At 68.9% G+C, this 16,936-nt stretch carries 11 protein-coding genes; all 11 read left to right on the top strand.

The window, feature by feature from the left end; translation table 11 throughout:
• Positions 1 to 7: 7 nt before the first annotated feature.
• Complete coding sequence (locus tag VLK31_RS13020) at positions 8 to 1,645, top strand: FAD-dependent oxidoreductase (protein ID WP_409168829.1); 1,638 nt, start codon at positions 8 to 10, stop codon at positions 1,643 to 1,645.
• Positions 1,642 to 2,799: a saccharopine dehydrogenase family protein gene (locus tag VLK31_RS13025; protein ID WP_409168830.1), complete on the top strand. Its 1,158-nt coding sequence runs from the start codon at positions 1,642 to 1,644 to the stop codon at positions 2,797 to 2,799. The genes VLK31_RS13020 and VLK31_RS13025 overlap by 4 nt, the downstream gene beginning before the upstream one ends.
• Positions 2,780 to 3,286: an SRPBCC family protein gene (locus tag VLK31_RS13030; protein WP_409168831.1), complete on the top strand. Its 507-nt coding sequence runs from the start codon at positions 2,780 to 2,782 to the stop codon at positions 3,284 to 3,286. Before VLK31_RS13025 ends, VLK31_RS13030 begins: the two co-directional genes overlap by 20 nt.
• Positions 3,283 to 3,657 carry a DoxX-like family protein gene (locus VLK31_RS13035; RefSeq protein ID WP_409168832.1) on the top strand — a complete coding sequence of 125 codons (375 nt, stop codon included), beginning with the start codon at positions 3,283 to 3,285 and terminating at the stop codon, positions 3,655 to 3,657. The genes VLK31_RS13030 and VLK31_RS13035 overlap by 4 nt, the downstream gene beginning before the upstream one ends.
• Positions 3,654 to 4,130 carry a DUF2269 family protein gene (locus VLK31_RS13040; protein ID WP_409168833.1) on the top strand — a complete coding sequence of 159 codons (477 nt, stop codon included), beginning with the start codon at positions 3,654 to 3,656 and terminating at the stop codon, positions 4,128 to 4,130. Before VLK31_RS13035 ends, VLK31_RS13040 begins: the two co-directional genes overlap by 4 nt.
• A gap of 405 nt (positions 4,131 to 4,535) precedes the next feature.
• Positions 4,536 to 10,592, top strand: coding sequence for an alpha-2-macroglobulin family protein (locus VLK31_RS13045; RefSeq protein ID WP_409168834.1), 6,057 nt, complete (start codon positions 4,536 to 4,538; stop codon positions 10,590 to 10,592).
• Between the two features lie 79 nt (positions 10,593 to 10,671).
• Positions 10,672 to 13,065, top strand: a complete 2,394-nt coding sequence (gene pbpC, locus VLK31_RS13050; RefSeq protein ID WP_409168835.1) for a penicillin-binding protein 1C — start codon at positions 10,672 to 10,674, stop codon at positions 13,063 to 13,065.
• Between the two features lie 69 nt (positions 13,066 to 13,134).
• Positions 13,135 to 14,487 (top strand): esterase-like activity of phytase family protein, encoded by a 1,353-nt coding sequence (locus VLK31_RS13055; protein ID WP_409168836.1) that lies wholly within the window; start codon positions 13,135 to 13,137, stop codon positions 14,485 to 14,487.
• Between the two features lie 121 nt (positions 14,488 to 14,608).
• The gene (locus VLK31_RS13060) at positions 14,609 to 14,917 is read left to right on the top strand and encodes a DUF3649 domain-containing protein (protein ID WP_409168837.1); all 309 of its coding nucleotides are present in this window, start codon (positions 14,609 to 14,611) and stop codon (positions 14,915 to 14,917) included.
• Positions 14,914 to 16,578 carry a PepSY-associated TM helix domain-containing protein gene (locus tag VLK31_RS13065; protein ID WP_409168838.1) on the top strand — a complete coding sequence of 555 codons (1,665 nt, stop codon included), beginning with the start codon at positions 14,914 to 14,916 and terminating at the stop codon, positions 16,576 to 16,578. The genes VLK31_RS13060 and VLK31_RS13065 overlap by 4 nt, the downstream gene beginning before the upstream one ends.
• Positions 16,578 to 16,931 (top strand): DUF3325 domain-containing protein, encoded by a 354-nt coding sequence (locus VLK31_RS13070; protein ID WP_409168839.1) that lies wholly within the window; start codon positions 16,578 to 16,580, stop codon positions 16,929 to 16,931. Before VLK31_RS13065 ends, VLK31_RS13070 begins: the two co-directional genes overlap by 1 nt.
• Positions 16,932 to 16,936 lie beyond the last annotated feature (5 nt).

Below are 16,936 nucleotides of genomic sequence, written 5' to 3' on the forward strand. Positions count from 1 at the left end.
CCGAGCCATGCAACGGCGCGAATTCCTCGGCGTGGCCGGTGCGGCGGGTGCCTTGGCGCTGGCCGGCTGCGAGGCGCCGCCGCCGCCCATCGAAGGCGGCTTCACCGGCATCGACGTGGCGCGCGGCCATGCGATGCGCGACGGTGCGCTGCAGGGTGCAGCGCCCGCGGTCGTGAAGCGCACCCGTGTCGTCATTGCCGGTGGCGGCGTCGCCGGCCTCGCGGCTGCGCGCGCATTGCGGCTCGCCGGCATGGACGACTTCACGCTGCTCGAACTCGAAGACACCGCCGGCGGCAATGCACGCGGCGGCATGGTCAACGGCATCGCCTGCCCCCTTGGCGCGCACTACCTGCCGGTGCCCGGCGACGACGCACGCGAGGTGCAGGACCTGCTCGAAGAGCTCGGCCTGCGCCGCCGCGTGGCGGGCCGCTGGGAATACGACGAGGTCACGCTGTGCCACAGCCCGCAGGAGCGCCTGTTCTTTCAGGGTGAGTGGCAAGACGGCCTGCTGCCCGTGCACGGCGTGGCCGAGCCCACGCTGGCGCAGTACCGCCAGTTCGCGCAGCGCATCGACGCGCTGCAGCACGCCGCGCATTTCGCCATTCCCACGCTGAAGGTCGCCGTCACGCCGGAGCTGCTGGCGCTCGACGCCATCACCTTCGCCGGCTGGCTCGACAGCGAAGGCTTCAGCGACGCGCATCTGCGCTGGTACCTCGACTACTGCTGCCGCGACGACTACGGCGCCGGCATCGAGCAGGTGTCGGCCTGGGCCGGCATTCACTACTTTGCGAGCCGGCACGGCTTTCATGCGCCCGGCGACCCGACCGGCAGCGTGAACGATGCCAGCCCCGAGCGCGACGGCATCCTCACCTGGCCCGAAGGCAACGGCTGGCTCACGAAGCAGCTGGCCACGCCGCTCGGCGAGCGCTTGCGCACCGGGCAGGTCGTCACGCGCATTGCCGAAGTGCGCGGCGGTGTCGAGGTCGACGCGTGGGACGCGGCCACCAAGACGCTGGTGCGCTGGCAGGCCGAGCGCTGCATCGTCGCGCTGCCGGTGTTCATTGCCGCGCGCGTGGTGCAGAACCCGCCCGCCGTGCTGAAGGCCGCCGCCGCCCACGTGCGCTACGCGCCCTGGCTGGTGGCCAACGTGCACCTGCGCGGCCCGCTGGCCGACCGCCACGGCGCCGCGCCAAGCTGGGACAACGTGATCTACGGCACCAAGGGCCTGGGCTACGTCGACGCGCGTCACCAGTCGCTCGACCCGACACCGCGCGGCACCGTGCTCAGCTGGTACCGCCCGCTGGGCGCCAGCCGCTACGACACGGCGGACGGCCGCAAGCTGCTGCTGGAGCGCCCCTGGACCGGCTGGCGCGACGAGCTGCTGGCCGAGCTGTCGGTGCCGCACCCTGTTTTGCCTTCGCTGGCCACGCGCATCGACATCACGCGCTATGGGCACGCCATGTCCATTCCGCACCCCGGCCTGCTCGCGCAGATCGGGCCGCAGCGCACCGCGCCCGACGGTGCGCACCGCGGCAGCGTCGTCGCGGGGCGGCTGTCGTTCGCGCATGCGGACTGGTCGGGCTATTCGATCTTCGAAGAGGCGTTCACGCGCGGCCATGTCGCCGGCACCGGGGCGGCGGCATGAAGACGCTGGTGCTCGGGGGCTACGGCAACTTCGGCGCGCGCATCTGCCGCGCACTGGCTGCAGACCCCGGCATCGTGTTGCTCGTGGCGGGGCGCGATGCGCAGCGCGCGGCGGCATTCGCCAGTTCGATCGGCGGCAACGCACGCGGCGTGCGCATCGACGCGCAGGCATCCGGTTTCGCCGACACCTTGCGCGAACTGGGTGTCGGGTTGGTGATTCACACGGCGGGCCCGTTCCAGCGCCAGGACTACCGCGTGCCGCAGGCCGTTGCCGCAGCCGGTGCCCACTACATCGACCTGGCTGACGGCCGTCGCTTCGTGTGCGACTTTCCAGCGGCGCTCGATGCCGTGTTTCGCGCGGCGGGCCGCACCGCAGTGAGCGGCGCCAGCACCGTGCCCGCGCTCTCGTCCGCCGTGGTCGACCAGCTCTGCGCCAGCTGGCAAGCCATTCGCAGCATCGACATCTGCATTGCCCCGGCGCAAAGCGCGCCGCGCGGCGAGGCCACGCTGGCCGGCGTGCTCGCCTACTGCGGCGAGCCGATCCGCGTGTGGCAAGGGGGCAAGTGGGTGGAGCAGCCCGGCTGGGCCGACCCCGTGAAGGTCGAATTCGCGCGCATGAAACCGCGCCGCGGCGCGCTGTGCGACATCCCCGACCTCGAACTGTTTCCGTTGCGCTACGCCGGCGTGCAGTCGGTCATGTTCCGCGCCGCGCTCGAAGTCGGGCTGGCGCAGCAGGCCTTCGCCGTCATGGCGGTCATGCGCCGCATGGGCTTGTTGCGCGCGCCGCAGAAGCTGGCAGCGTTGTTGAATTCCGCCGGCCGTGTGTTTGATGGTCTCGGCAGCGCGCTGGGCGGCATGGTCGTGCGCGTCGAAGGCACGGACGCGCAAGGCCAGCCCGCCCGCCGCGCCTGGGACATTGCCGCCGACGACAACCACGGCCCCGAGATCCCCTGCATGGCCGCCATCCTGCTGGCCCGCAAACTTGCGCGCGGCGAGGGGTTGCCCGGCCTCGCCACCGGCGACGCGTTGCCCGTCGGCGCACACGCCTGTGCCGGCCTGCTGGCGCTGCCGGAATTCGAGCCCGAGTTCGCGCGCTGGGGCATGGTGACCGACGTGGTCGAAGAGCCCCTGCGCAATGGCCCATCGGCGCTTTGAGTTCGACATGCCGGCGTCGTCCGACGTCGTGTTCGACACCTTCCACTATCACCTTTGGCGTGCGCGCTGGGACTCGCTGGTCGGCCAGGCGCGCGTGGTGGGCGGTGCACCCTGCCCTTTCGTGGGCGCGGAAACCGAGAACACCGGTGGTGGCCTGCTGCGTGGCCTGTCGATGCGCACGCGCTTCGTCACCTTCGACCGACCGCACGTGGCGGCCGCCACGATGGTCGGCCGTTCGTTCCCCTTCAGCCGCTGGGCCGCGTCCATGCGGCATCGAGACACCGCGCAGGGGCACTCGGTGCTCATTTATGTCTATACCATCGAGTCGGGTCCGCGCGTGTTGCGCTGGCTGATGGAGCCTGTGGTCGCATGGGTCTTCGCGCGCCAGACGAAGCGCCGCTTTGCGCGCATGCGGGCCTTCCTGGCCACGAATGCGCACGAGGTGGTTGCGTGGCAACGCACCCAGCACCCAAGCAGCGCGGCATGACCCGCGCCGCCGACGACCGCCTGCTGCGCTGGAGCCTTGTCGCCGTGTGGTTGTTCACCGGCATTGCGAGCCTGATCGAACTGAACGGCCAGAGCCGCGAGGTGCTGGCTGCGGCGGGCATTGCATCGCCGACATGGCTGGTGCAGTGCTTGATCGTCGGCGGTGCCGTGGCGGACATCGCCATCGGCATCGCGCTGTGGCGCTGGCCGGGCCGCGCCAGTTATGCCGCGGCTTTGGCGCTGATGCTCGTCATGACCCTGGTGGCGACCGTGCTGCAACCGAGCCTGTGGCTGCACCCGCTCGGCCCGTTGCTCAAGAACCTGCCCATTGCCGCATTGCTGTGGCACCTTTACCGACGCGCTGCGCCATGAACACGTACCTGGTCCTCAAGTGGCTGCACATCGTCTCCAGTGTTCTGATGGTCGGCACGGGGTTGGGCTCGGCGTTCTACATGTTCTTCACCAACCGCAGCGGCAGCGTGTCGGCGCAGGCGGTGGTCAGCCGGTTGGTGGTGCGCGCCGATTGGTGGTTCACCACGCCCACCGTCATCCTCCAGCCGGCGACGGGTTTCGCGCTGGCCCACATGGCGGGTTGGCCGATGTCGACGCCGTGGCTTGCGGTGTCGCTCGGGCTGTTCGTGTTCGCTGGCATCTGTTGGTTGCCGGTGGTGTGGCTGCAGATTCGCATGGCGGCCCTTGCAGCGCAGGCGCACCGCGATGCCACTGCGCTGCCGCCGCTCTATGCGCGGTATCAACGTTATTGGGAACTGCTTGGGTATCCGGCGTTCGTTGCGATGGTCGTGGTGTTCTATTTGATGGTGAACAAGCCGCAGCTCGTGTTTTGAGGCGGGTCGTTTGTTCAGGGCGACGCTCACGCCGACGGGGTGCCTTGCTCCGCGAATGTCCCCCGGCCTGCGGCCTCCTCCTTTATTTCGCTGCGCAAGGCACCCCATCGACGTGAGCGTTTTCAGAGCACTCGTTGATCGCGCGATCACCAGCAGCGTGCCCAGGTGCACAGGGCGTCGGGTGCTCCCCGCAGCGAAATAAAGGAGGAGGCCGCAGGCCGGGGGACATTCGCGGAGGGGAGTACCCGGCGGCCTGTGCACGCGCCCTGAACAAAGAACCCCGAACAGCAGGCCCAAGAACAAAACCCATGTGCAGTTTTCACGAAGACTTCACACGCAGCGCCAGCGCTTCACAGACAGTCCGCACACTCGCGAACGCCAACAAAAACACAGTGGGGAGCTTCCATGCTTCAAGTTGCCAATCGAAAACTTGCGTCGCTCAGCGACATGCTCTTCACCGGACTGAGCCGCGCGCTCGGCTTCCTGCGTCCGGTGGCCCGCGGGCTCATCGGTTCGTGGCGACCGCCGGGGTGGCTGCGCATCGCTGGTGCGTTCGTGATGCTCGGCCTGCAGTGGCTGCAACAGCGCCTCGCCTGGCTCCTGCTGCTCCTGCTGCTCGTACTCGCCGGATGGCTCGCCAGCCCCCATGTGCTGAAGTGGTGGCACGGCCTCACGCCTGACCGCGTCGAGCCCGTCGTCGCCACCGCGAAGACCGAGCCTCCGCAGCGCACGCAGATCGAACTCGACAGGGGCCCCAACCCCTTCGTCATCAACTTCTCCGCCTCCGTGGCCCCCATTGCCCGCATCGGCCAGGAAGCGACCGGCGTCAGCGTCGAGCCTGCCATTGCCGGCCGCTGGACCTGGACCCAACAGAACCGCCTCGAGTTCATGCCCGCGCAAGACTGGCCCATCGGCCAGCCGTACAAGGTGAAACTGGGTGACAGCGCGCTAGCGCCGCACATCGAAATGGCGCTGCGCAAATACGAGTTCACCTCCCCCGAATTCACCGCGCAGATCGCCGCCGCCGAGTTCTATCAAGACCCCGTGCAGCCCAACGTGCGCCGCGCGTTGTTTCAGCTGCGCTTCTCCCACCCCGTGAACACCGTCGAGCTTGAAAAGCGCCTCGTGCTCACCTACGACCAGGCCTGCAGCACATCCTTCTTCAGCGTGGGCAAGTGCGCCAGCGAGAAGTTCACCGTGAGCTACGACAAGCTGCGCCTCGTCGCCACCGTGCAGTCCGAGCCGCTTTCGATCCCCGAGAAAACACGTCCCGTGGTGCTCAGCCTCACAGCCGGCACCGTCGCGCAAAAAGGCGGCCCGGCGCTGCGCAACGACCAGTCGCGCGCGGTCGACATCCCGGGCCTGTTCAGCCTGAGCATCGCCAGCATCGAGCCCACCATCGTCACCGGAGAGAACGGCGAGCCCGAGCACGTGATGCACGTCACCGCTTCCATGCCCGTGCACGAGCGCGAAATGGCGCGCGTGGTGCAGGCCTGGCTGCTGCCCATCACGGAAGAAGCCAAGACTAACAAGGACGCCAACAAGGACGACGCCGACGACAAGTTCGACTGGTCCGCCGACCCCACCAAGGTGACCGACGCCGTGCTGCGCCGCGCAAAGAAGATCAATCTGCAGCCCATTGCCAGCGAGCGCGAAGTGAGCGAGATGGTGAGCTTTCGCATGCCCCAGGCCGAAGGCGGGCGTTACCTGCTGGTGCGCATCGCCAAGGGCCTGAAGACGCCCGGCGGCTACCAGCTTGGCGCGGCGCGCCAGGACGTGCGCCTGCTCAAGACCTTCGCGCCCGAGCTCACCATCATGAGCCAGGGCTCGCTGCTCGCGCTGTCGGGCGAACGCAAGCTGCCGATTCTGGTGCGCGACCTGCCCGGCATTCGCCTGGAAATCGGCCGCCTGCTGCCGCAGCAACTGCAGCACCTGGTGACGCAGACCAACGGCGACTTCGCACACCCGCAGTTCTACGGCGGCCTCACGTCGGACAACCTGGTCGACCGCTTCCAGAAGGAAATTCCGCTGAGCATTCCCGCCGGCAAGGCGCACTACGAAACCGTCGACTTCGCCGAGTACCTGCGCAACGACGTGGCCGACCGCCGCGGTGTGTTCCTGCTGAAGGTGCAGGGCTACGACCCGCAGGCCAAGAAGAAGCCCGAGGGCAGCGCCGAAGAAGGCCAGTCCGAAGAAGAGCAGCAGCAGCAAGGGCAGTCCTCCGACGAGGAAGGCAACGCTGAAGGGAACGCAGAAGGCAACAACGAAGCCGGCGACCCCGCGCAGCAGATCGACCAGCGCCTGGTGCTCGTCACCGACCTGGGCATCGTCGCCAAGAAGTCGCTCGATGGCACGCGTGACGTGTTCGTGCAGAGCATTGCCACCGGCCAACCCGTGGCCGGTGCGCTGGTCGAGGTGTGGGGGCGCAACGGCATGATCGTCGCGTCGCAAACCACGGACGCGACCGGCGCCGCCAAGCTGCCCAACCTGGCCGGCTATCAGCGCGAGAAAACACCGGTGGTGCTGGTCGTGCGCAAAGAGGGCGACCTGAGCTTTCTGCCCTTCAACCGCAGCGACCGCACGCTGGACATCTCGCGCTTCGACGTCGGCGGCCTGCGCGCGGCCGGCGTGCCCAACCAGATGACGGGCTATGTGTTCAGCGACCGCGGCATCTACCGCCCCGGCGACACCATGCACATCGCAATGCTGGTGAAGGCCGGCAACTGGGCCACGTCGCTGCGCGACCTGCCGCTGGAAGCCGAGATCATCGACGCGCGCGGCCTCAGCGTGCGGCGCGAAAAGCTCAAGCTCGGCCCCGGCGGCGCGGCGGAAATCGCCCACACCACGCAGGACACCTCGCCCACCGGCAACTACACCGTCAACCTCTACCTGCCGCGCGAATCGTCGCCCGGCACGCCCGAGGTCGAGGGCCTGCTGATCGGCAGCACCACGGTGAAGGTGCAGGAATTTCTGCCCGACCGCACCAAGGTCACGGCCAAGCTCAGCAGCGAGGCGGTCGAAGGCTGGGTCAGGCCCAAGGACCTGAAGGCGTTCATCGACGTGCAGAACCTGTTCGGCACGCCCGCGCCCGACCGCAAGGTGGAAGGCACGCTCACGCTGAGCCCCGGCTTCCCGGTGTTCCGCGCCTTCACCGACTACGCCTTCTTCGACCCGCAGCGCGCCGCCGACAAGCAGGTCGACGACCTGGGCAGCGTGCAGACCAGCGCCGACGGCAAGGCCGAGTTCGACCTGCGCCTGTCGCGCTTCGACGCGGCCACCTACCAGGTGCATGTGCTGGCCAAGGCCTTCGAGCCCGAAGGCGGGCGCAGCGTGTCGGCCGAGGCGCAGACCCTGGTGAGCGACATGCCTTACCTGATTGGCGTGAAGGCAGACGGCGACACCAGCTACGTGAGCAAGGGCGCCACGCGCAACGCCAGCGTGATCGCCATCGACCCGCAGGCGAAGAAGACGGCCGTGGCCGATCTCAAGCTGGAGCGCGTGGAGCGCAAGGTGCTGTCGGTGCTGGTGAAGCAGGACAACGGCCTGTACCGCTACGAGTCGCGCCGCAAGGAGGTTGTGCTCGACGAAAAGCCCTTCGCCATTGCCGCAGCCGGCAACACCGTGGCGCTGGACACCGGCGCGCCCGGCAACTTCGCCTATGTGGTGCGCAACGCGCAAGGCGTGGAGCTCGGCCGCGTGGAGTACAGCGTGGCGGGCAACGCCAACGTGTCGCGCTCGCTCGACCGCAACGCCGAGCTGCAGCTCACGCTCGACCGCAAGGACTACGAGCCGGGCCAGGAGATTGCGGTGAGCATCCGCGCGCCGTACGTGGGCGCGGGCCTCATCACCATCGAGCGCGACAAGGTGTATGCGCACGCGTGGTTCAAGACCGACAAGACCGCCTCGGTGCAGAAGATCACGCTGCCCAAGGACTTCGAGGGCACGGGCTACATCAACGTGCACTTCGTGCGCGACCCGGCGTCCGACGAGGTGTACATGAGCCCGCTGTCTTATGGCATCGTGCCCTTTGCCACCGCGCTCACCAAGCGCACCGCCAACCTGCAGCTCACCAGCACCGAGCTGGTGAAGCCGGGGCAGACGGTGAAGATGAAGCTCACCAGCGACAAGCCCACGCGCGCCGTGGTGTTCGCGGTGGACGAAGGCATTCTTCAGGTGGCGCGCTACAAGACGCCCGACCCGCTGCAGCACTTCTTTCAGAAGCGCGCGCTCGAAGTGGGCACGCTGCAAACGCTCGACCTGATCCTGCCGGAGTTCAAGAAGCTCATGCAGGGCGCCGCCCCCGGCGGTGACGGCGAAGGCGAACTGGGCAAGCACCTGAACCCGTTCAAGCGCAAGCGCGACAAGCCGGTGGCCTACTGGTCGGGCCTGGTGGACGTGAACGGCAGCCGCGAGTTCAGCTACACCGTGCCCGAGAGCTTCAACGGCAGCCTGCGCGTGATGGCCGTGGCCGTGAACGACGAAACCACCGCCGCCAAGACCACGCGCACCGTGGTGCGCGGCGACATGGTCATATTGCCTAACGCACCGCTGGCCATGGCGCCCGGCGACACCGTGGAAGTGGGCGTGGGCCTGGCGAACAACATCGCGGGCTCGGGCAAGGAGGCGCCCATTGCGCTCACGCTCACCGCCTCCGGCGGGCTCGAAGTGGTGGGCGATGCCACGCAGACCCTGAAGGTCAACGAGCGCGGCGAGGCCAGCACCAAGTTCAATGTGCGCGCCAAGCCAGGCGAACAGGCGGTGCTGGGTTCTTCCGCGCTGGTGTTCACCTCCACGCACAAGAGCTTCAGCGCGCGCCTGTCGACCGAGGTGAGCGTGCGGCCCGCGTCGCCCTTTGTCACGCTGGTGCAGGCGGGCAGCTTCCAGCGCGCGGGCGAGCTGAGCAGCCAGGCCGATCTGTACCCCAACTTCCGCCAGAGCGACGTGGCCGTGTCGGCCGCGCCGTGGGCCTTCGCCACCGGCCTCATGCAGTACCTGGAGGCCTATCCGCATGGCTGCACCGAGCAGATCACGAGCCAGACCTTTCCGGCGGTGCTGCTGTCAGGCCGCCCGGAGCTGGTGAAGGAAATGGCGCGCGGCCGCACGGCCGAGCAGGGCCCGCTGCCCGAGGCGCGCAAGACCTTCGAGCGCTACCTGGTGCAGCTGCGCGCACGGCAAACAGCCGACGGCGGCTTCTCGCTGTGGCCCGGCGCGGGCACCGACCCCTTCGCCACGCTGTACGCGGTGCACTTGCTGGTCGAGGCCAAGGACCACAAGCTGCCCGTGCCGCAAGACCTGCTGCAAAAGGCCAACACCTACCTGCAGGGCTGGCTCGGCAGCGGCGACGCCACGCTGGACGGCTGGCGCCAGCGAACGCAGGCGGCCTACCTGCTGACGCGCCAGGGCATCATCGCGCCGGCCGCGCTGGCCAATCTGCGCGAAGCCTGGCGCACGAAGAAGGCCCAGGGCTGGAACGACGACCTGGGCGCCGTGTACCTTGCCGCGAGCTACCAGCTCGTGAAGCAGGAGCAGGTGGCCAACGAGCTGCTCGACCCGGCGTGGAACGACCTGCTCGCGCGCACCGAGAAAAAGCAGCGCCGCAACGTGTGGGGTGCGTACTACGACCCGCTGGTGCACGACAGCATGACGCTGCACCTGGTGGGCCGCCACTTTCCTGCGCGCCTGAAGACGCTCAAGCCCGCGGTGTGGGAAGGCATGGCCGCGATGGTGCGCGACGGTTGGTACAACAGCCTGTCGTCGGCCTCGATGCTGCTGGCGGTCGACTCGTACTTCGAGGCCGTGGGGCAGAACGCCGAAGGCAAGCTCACGGCCAGCGCCGTCAACGCGCAAGGCCAGGCCGCCGCGCTCGCGCTGGGCGCGGTGAACCCGATCACGCGCGCCGCCGTGCCGGCTGGCACCGCCAAGCTGAAGCTGTCGAACGACAGCGACTTCAACCTGTACTACAGCTGGGCTGAGCAGGGCTTCGAGCGCAACGTGCCCGCCACGCCGGTGAACCGGGGCATGGAGATCTTCCACGAGGTGCTCGACGCCAAGGGCAACCCGGTCACCAAGGTGAAGCTGGGCGACGAGGTCACGGTGCGGGTGCGCGTGCGCAGCCTGGAGCGCGCGCAGATCAACGACGTGGCGCTGGTCGATGTGCTGCCCGGCGGGTTGGAGCCGGTGCTGCAGGCCGTGGGCGACGACGACGATGCCAACGCCGACGCGCCGGTCTGGAAGAAGCGCCTGGGCGGCGGCGGCTCGTGGAAGGTGCAGTACGCCGACATCCGCGAAGACCGCGTGGTGTTCTACGGCGGCGTGGGCAAGGACCTGCTCGAGGTGACCTACAAGGCGCGCGCCACCAACGTGGGCGACTACGTGGTGCCGGCGGCGTACGGCGAGGCGATGTACGACCGGCGCGTGTTCTCGCGCTCGGCGGGCGGGCGCTTCCAGGTGGTGGGCAATTGAAAGCAACGACGATGCGCGTCTTTGCCTTGTCCCCTCTCCCGCGTGCGGGAGAGGGCTAGGGTGAGGGTGCAGCCTCTGTATGACCACCGTGCCTGATCCATCGCCCCTGCCCTCACCCCAACCCTCTCCCGCAAGCGGGAGAGGGAGAGGGGGCAAGAGCCGGGCGCGCAAGGCGCTTGTCGTCTTCGCGTTCATCGCCGCGCTGCTCGCCCTGCTGCGCCTCTGGCCGCACGCGCAGCTCAGCGAAACCGTCGGCAGCTCGCGCGCCGTCTACGCAAAGGGCGGCGAGCTGCTGCGCCTCACGCTCGCGGGCGACGAGCAGTACCGCCTGTGGGTGCCGCTGGAGCGCATCTCCCCCACGCTGGTCGACGCGGTGCTGCTGTACGAAGACCGCCGCTTCAACGCCCACCCCGGCGTGAACCCCGCCGCGCTGGCGCGCAGCGCCTGGCGCATTGCCAGCGGCGAGCGCCGTCAGGGCGGCTCCACGCTCACCATGCAGCTTGCGCGCCGCGTGTACGGCATCGACAGCCGCACGCCCCTGGGCAAGGTCGCGCAGATCTTCGCGGCGCTGTGGCTGGAGGCCCGCTTCAGCAAACACGACATCCTCGAGGCCTACCTCAACACCGCGCCCTACGGCGGCAACATCGAAGGCGTGCAGGCCGCCAGCCTCATCTACTTCCGCAAGGACGCAGCCAAGCTCAGCCTGCCCGAGGCGCTGACGCTCGCGGTGATTCCGCAGAACCCCGTGAAGCGCATCGCCGAGCGCGGCCGCAATGCAGAGCTGCAAGCGGCGCGCGAACGCCTGTGGGCGCTGTGGGCCGAGCGCGACCCCACCGCCAAACAGCACGCGCCCGATGCGCAACTTGCGCTCTCTGCGCAGTCGCGCGGCAGCCTGCCCTTTCTTGCGCCGCACGCCACCGACATGCTGCTCGCGCAGGAGCGCGGCGTGCAAGAGGTGCGCACCACCATCGACCTGCGCATGCAGTCCACGCTGGAGCGCGTGATGGGCCAGTACCTGCGCACGCATGCCGACGTGGGCATGACCAACGCGAGCGCGCTGCTGCTCGACGCCTCGACCATGCAGGTGCGCGCGATGATCGGCTCGGCCGACTTTCGCAACGACGCCATTGCGGGCCAGGTCAACGGCGTGCTCGCCAAGCGCTCGCCGGGCTCCACGCTCAAGCCCTTCATCTACGCGCTGGCGCTCGACCAGGGGCTGCTGCACCCGAGAACGATGCTGAAAGACGCGCCCACCTCCTTCGGCCCCTACACGCCCGAGAACTTCGACCACCGCTTCGCCGGGCCGCTGTCGGCGCAGGAGGCGCTCATTCGCAGCCGCAACATTCCCGCGGTGGCCGTGGCGGCCAGGCTCTCGCAGCCGAGTCTGTACGACTTCATGCGGCTGGCGGGCGTGCAGAAGCTGCAGAGCGAATCGCACTACGGCCTGGCACTGGTGCTGGGCGGCGGCGAGGTCACGCCCGAGGAGCTGGCCGGCATGTACGCCACGCTGGCCAATGGCGGCATCTCGCAGCCCATTCGCTACACGCAGCCCCAGCCCCAGCCCGCACCCGACGAGAAGCCCGCACAGCCGCTGCGCCTGCTGAGCGAAGAGGCCTCCTTCATCACGCTGGACATGCTGCGCCACACGCCGCGCCCCGACACCACGCTGCCCGCGCGCCCCGCCATCGCGTGGAAGACGGGCACCTCCTGGGGCTTTCGCGACGCGTGGACCGCGGGCGTGTTCGGGCGCCATGTGCTGGTGGTATGGGTGGGCAACTTCGACGGCAGCAGCAACCCCGCGCTGGTGGGTGTGGACGCGGCCGCGCCGCTTTTCCTGCGCATGGTCGATGCGCTGCGCGCGGAGCGGCTCGACCCCGGCGAGGTGGCGTCGCGCCAGCCGCCCGACCTGCGCCAGGTGGAGGTGTGCGCCGCCACGGGCGGCCTGCCCGACGCGCTGTGCCCGGTGCGCGCCATGACCTGGTTCATTGCCGGCAAGTCGCCCATTCAGGTCAGCAACCTGCACCGTGCGGTGTGGGTCGACGAGACCACCGGCAAGGTGGTGTGCGGCCCGCAACCCAACGCGCGCCAGCAGGTGGTGGAGCAGTGGGGCAGCGACATGCGCCGCCTGTTCCGCCAGGCCGGCCTGCCGCGCGCGAGCGCACCGGTCGACGGTTGCGACAACGATGGCAACGCGCCGGAGGGAGCGCCGCTCATCACCTCGCCGTTGCGCGGCGTGCGCCACACGCTGCGCGTGAAAAAGCCCGAGCCGCTGGTGCTGCGCGCCGAGGCCGCCGCCGGCACGCAAACCGTCTACTGGTTTGCCGACGACGCGCTCATCGGCCGCGCCGCGCCGGGCGAAGGCATCACCTGGATGCCGGACCTGGCCGAGTCGGGCCGGCGCTACGTGCTGCGCGCGGTCGACGACCAGGGGCGCGCCGAATCTCGCGAGGTGACAGTAGACATTGCACCCTGAACGGATGTCATGTCCGCGTCACGCCTACCCGGCATGGTCACGCGTTTTCGACTCGGAACTTTCCCGCTCATGACGCGCCTCGCCTCTCTTTCCTTCATCGCGCTCGCCGCCGCGCTCGCCTGCGGCAGCGTGTCCGCGCAGACCGCCTTTCCGTCCACCCTTGCCGGCCACGCCGTGCTGCCCGCGCAAAGCTTCGTGGCCGCACCGAAGGACGCACCGGCCGACCTGCAGGTCAGCGGCAAGTTCACCACGCCCAAGCGCGTGGAGGCGTTGGGCAGCGTCGAGGGCCTTTCGGCCGGGCGCGGCACGGGCATGTCGGTGCCCTTCAAGGGCCAGCCGCTGCAGGGCCACTCGGGCATCAAGAAGATGGACGACGGCAGCTTCTGGATCCTTACCGACAACGGCGCCGGCACCAAGGCCAACTCGCCCGACTTCATGCTCTACCTGAACCACTACAAGGTGGACTTCAAGAGCGGCAAGTTCAACCGCCTGGACACCGTGTTCCTGCACGACCCCGACAAGAAGGTGCCGTTTCGCATCGTTCATGAAGGCACCAAGCAGCGCTATCTGACGGGCTCCGACTTCGACCCCGAGAGCTTTCAGTTTGCCGGCGGCGCGCTGTGGATCGGTGAGGAGTTCGGCCCCTTCCTGATCAAGGCCGACCTCAAGGGCAAGGTGCTCGCGGTGTTCGACACGCTGGTCGACGGCAAGGCCGTGCGCTCGCCCGACCACCCCGCGGTGACCACGCCGGGCGCGCCCGGTGGCGCGGTCGACTTTCAGATCAAGCGCTCCAAGGGCTTCGAGGGCATGGCCGCGTCCAAGGACGGCAGCAAGCTGTATGCGCTGCTCGAAGGCCCGGTGTGGAACGCCGAGGCGAAGGACTACGAGCGGGTGGAAGGTAAGGAGGCGCTGCGCGTGCTGGAGTTCGACGTGGCTTCGGAAAAATGGACGGGCCGCCACTGGAAATACGTGCTCGAAGCCAACGGCAACGCCATCGGCGACTTCAACATGATCGATGGCAACACGGGCCTGATCATCGAGCGCGACAACGGCGAAGGCACCGCCGACAAGGCCTGCCCCGAAGGCCAGAAGCGCACCGACTGCTTCCACGACATCGCCAAGTTCAAGCGCGTCTACAAGGTCGAGCTGAGCGACGCGAACGTGGGCGGCCCGGTGCGCAAGATCGGCTATATCGACCTGCGGAACATTGCCGACCCCGACAAGCTCGCGCGCAAGCCGTTGAACGACGGCGTGCTGAAGTTCCCGTTCTTCACCATCGAGAACGTCGACGTGGTGGACGCGACGCACATCGTTGTGGGCAACGACAACAACCTGCCGTTCTCGAGCAGCCGCGAGCCGAACAAGGCGGACGACAACGAGCTGGTGCTGCTGGAAGCCGGCGCGCTGCTGCAGGCGAAATAAGCGGCCGGCGGGGCGGGGGGCGAGGGCTTTCGACAGATGAGTATGATTCTCATCTTCAAGCGAATCCCCCTCCCCTTTTCATGAATTTCCGAACGACCTTGCGCGCCGTCGGGCGCGCGCAGTGACCGCCGGCATTCGCTACCGCCTTGGCGTGGCGTCGCGCGCGGTGGCCGCCATTGCCGGCGGCTACGGCGTGGCGGCACTGTCCGCCGCCTTGCTCGCGCTGTGCCTGCCCGCCGCCTTCGGCATGGCGCGCAGCGAAGCCGCCATGACCGGCACGCTGGCCTCCTTCATCGTCTTTGCCGTGGCCGTGATGTGGGTCTTCGCGGCGCGCACCGCGCTGCGCGCGTGGTCGGGCCTGGTCATGGCCGCGGTGCCGATGGGCCTGCTGCTCGCGTGGCTCATGCGCGCAGGCGGAGGCGCGGCATGAAGGACGGCTTTCGACAGTCGATGGCGTGGCTGCACACCTGGTCGGGCCTGCTGGTCGGCTGGGTGCTGTTCATGGTGTTCATGGCCGGCACCGCCTCCTACTTCAGGGACGAGATCACCGTCTGGATGAAGCCCGAGCTGCACGGCCTCTCGCACGCCAGGGTGCCCGCGGCGCAGTCGGCCGAGGCGAGCTTCGGCTACCTGCAAAAACACGCGGCCGATTCACCGCGCTGGTTCATCACGCTGCCGACCGAGCGCGAAGCGTCGGCCAATCTGTTCTGGACCAAGCCGCCGCCGCCCAAGGGCACGCCGCCGCTCAGCCGGCGCGAGCGCCTGGGCCGGGCCACGCTCGACCCCGCCACGGGCGAGGCCTCGGCCGCGGCGCGCGAAACGCGCGGCGGCGAGTTCTTCTACCGCCTGCACTTCGACCTGCACTACATGCCCGCGCTGTGGGCGCGCTGGATCGTGGGCTTGTGCGCCATGTTCATGCTGGTGGCCATCTTCAGCGGCATCGTCACGCACAAGCGCATCTTCAAGGACTTCTTCACCTTCCGGGCGAAGAAGGGCCAGCGCAGTTGGCTCGACGCGCACAACGTGACGGCGGTGCTGGCGCTGCCCTATCACGCGATGATCACGTACACCGGCCTCGTCACGCTGATGTTCATGTACATGCCGTGGGGCCCGCAGGCTGCCTACAAGGACAGCGGCGGCACGCAGGCTTTCTTTGCCGAGGCCTTTGCCGGCAACCCGCGCGACCAGCTCAAGCCTGCGGGCAAGCCCGCGCCAATGGCACCTGTCGCGCCGATGCTCGCGCAGGCCTCCGCGCACTGGGACGGCGCGGCCGTCGGGCGCATCACCGTCAATTTGCCGAACGACGCCAATGCCGTCGTCGTGCTGCGGCGCGCCGACGGCCCACGGCTGTCGTACGAACAGCCCACCATGCAGTTCAACGGCGTGACCGGCACGCTGATCGGCGCCTTCGGCGACACCACCCGGCCCGCCGCCGAGACGCGCAGCGTGCTCTACGGACTGCACCTCGGCCGCTTCGGCGATCCGCTGGTGCGCGCGCTGTTCTTTCTCTCGGGGCTCGCGGGCTGCCTGATGGTGGCGACCGGGCTGCTGCTGTGGGCCGTGAAGGAGCGCCAGAAGTTCGCCAAAACGCTCAAGCAGGGCGGGCGCGTCGGCTTTGGCCTGCGCCTGGTGGACGGGCTGAACCTGGGCGCCATTGCGGGCCTGCCGGTGGCCATGGCCATGTTCTTCTGGGCCAACCGCCTGCTGCCGCTGGACGTGGCCGACCGTGGCGAGGCCGAGATCACCTGCTTCTTCGTGGCCTGGGGCGCCACCGCCGTGCTGGGCCTGCTGCGGCCCACGCTGCGCATGTGGCAGGCGCAGCTGGCCCTGGGTGCGTTGCTGTTCGCCCTGCTGCCGGTGCTCAATGCCTTCACCGGGCCCGCGCCGCTGACGGTGAGCCTGCGCTCGGGACCGAGCGCGGTGGCGGGGTTCGACCTGGTCAGCTTCGCATTGGGTCTGGGGCTCGCCGGCGCGGTGTGGATCGTGGAGCGCAAGCGGCGCAAGTCGCTGGCCACGAAGACGGCCTCGGCGGGCAAAACCAACAACCCGACAGCGCCACCCGCGCTCGTCACGTCGGAACAAGGCTCCTGATGGACGCGCTTCTCCTGACGCTGGTGTTCGCCGCCTCGCTCGCGGGCTTCTGCGCGCTGAGCCTGGCCATGGACCGCCACAGCGAAGACGTCTCCGGCCGCGGCAGCACGCCGGGCCCCTGGCGGCGCTGGCTTCAGTTGGGCGGCACCGTGCTGCTGTGCCTGTCGCTCGGCGCCAGCCTGCAGGCCGCGGGCAGTTCGATCGGCTGGGTGCTGTGGCTGGGCGCGCTCACGGCCGCGGCGCTGGCCACGGTCGCGTTGCTGGGCTATGCGCCGCGGCGCTTTGCGTGGATCGGCTCGGTGGCTGCGGCCATCACCGTGGGTGGCGGGCTGGTCTACCTGCTGATGGCCTGAGCGCC

It is taken from the genome of Variovorax sp. H27-G14, from assembly GCF_046156345.1.
Classification (GTDB): domain Bacteria; phylum Pseudomonadota; class Gammaproteobacteria; order Burkholderiales; family Burkholderiaceae_C; genus Variovorax.

What these genes read in the sequence shown, in the direction of transcription:
- VLK31_RS13070 (WP_409168839.1), top strand. Translation starts at nt 16,578, where the DNA reads ATGGACGCGCTTCTCCTGACGCTGGTGTTCGCCGCCTCGCTCGCGGGC.
- VLK31_RS13020 (WP_409168829.1), top strand. Translation starts at nt 8, where the DNA reads ATGCAACGGCGCGAATTCCTCGGCGTGGCCGGTGCGGCGGGTGCCTTG.
- VLK31_RS13055 (WP_409168836.1), top strand. Translation starts at nt 13,135, where the DNA reads ATGACGCGCCTCGCCTCTCTTTCCTTCATCGCGCTCGCCGCCGCGCTC.
- VLK31_RS13065 (WP_409168838.1), top strand. Translation starts at nt 14,914, where the DNA reads ATGAAGGACGGCTTTCGACAGTCGATGGCGTGGCTGCACACCTGGTCG.
- VLK31_RS13045 (WP_409168834.1), top strand. Translation starts at nt 4,536, where the DNA reads ATGCTTCAAGTTGCCAATCGAAAACTTGCGTCGCTCAGCGACATGCTC.
- VLK31_RS13040 (WP_409168833.1), top strand. Translation starts at nt 3,654, where the DNA reads ATGAACACGTACCTGGTCCTCAAGTGGCTGCACATCGTCTCCAGTGTT.
- VLK31_RS13025 (WP_409168830.1), top strand. Translation starts at nt 1,642, where the DNA reads ATGAAGACGCTGGTGCTCGGGGGCTACGGCAACTTCGGCGCGCGCATC.
- VLK31_RS13030 (WP_409168831.1), top strand. Translation starts at nt 2,780, where the DNA reads ATGGCCCATCGGCGCTTTGAGTTCGACATGCCGGCGTCGTCCGACGTC.
- VLK31_RS13035 (WP_409168832.1), top strand. Translation starts at nt 3,283, where the DNA reads ATGACCCGCGCCGCCGACGACCGCCTGCTGCGCTGGAGCCTTGTCGCC.
- pbpC (WP_409168835.1), top strand. Translation starts at nt 10,672, where the DNA reads ATGACCACCGTGCCTGATCCATCGCCCCTGCCCTCACCCCAACCCTCT.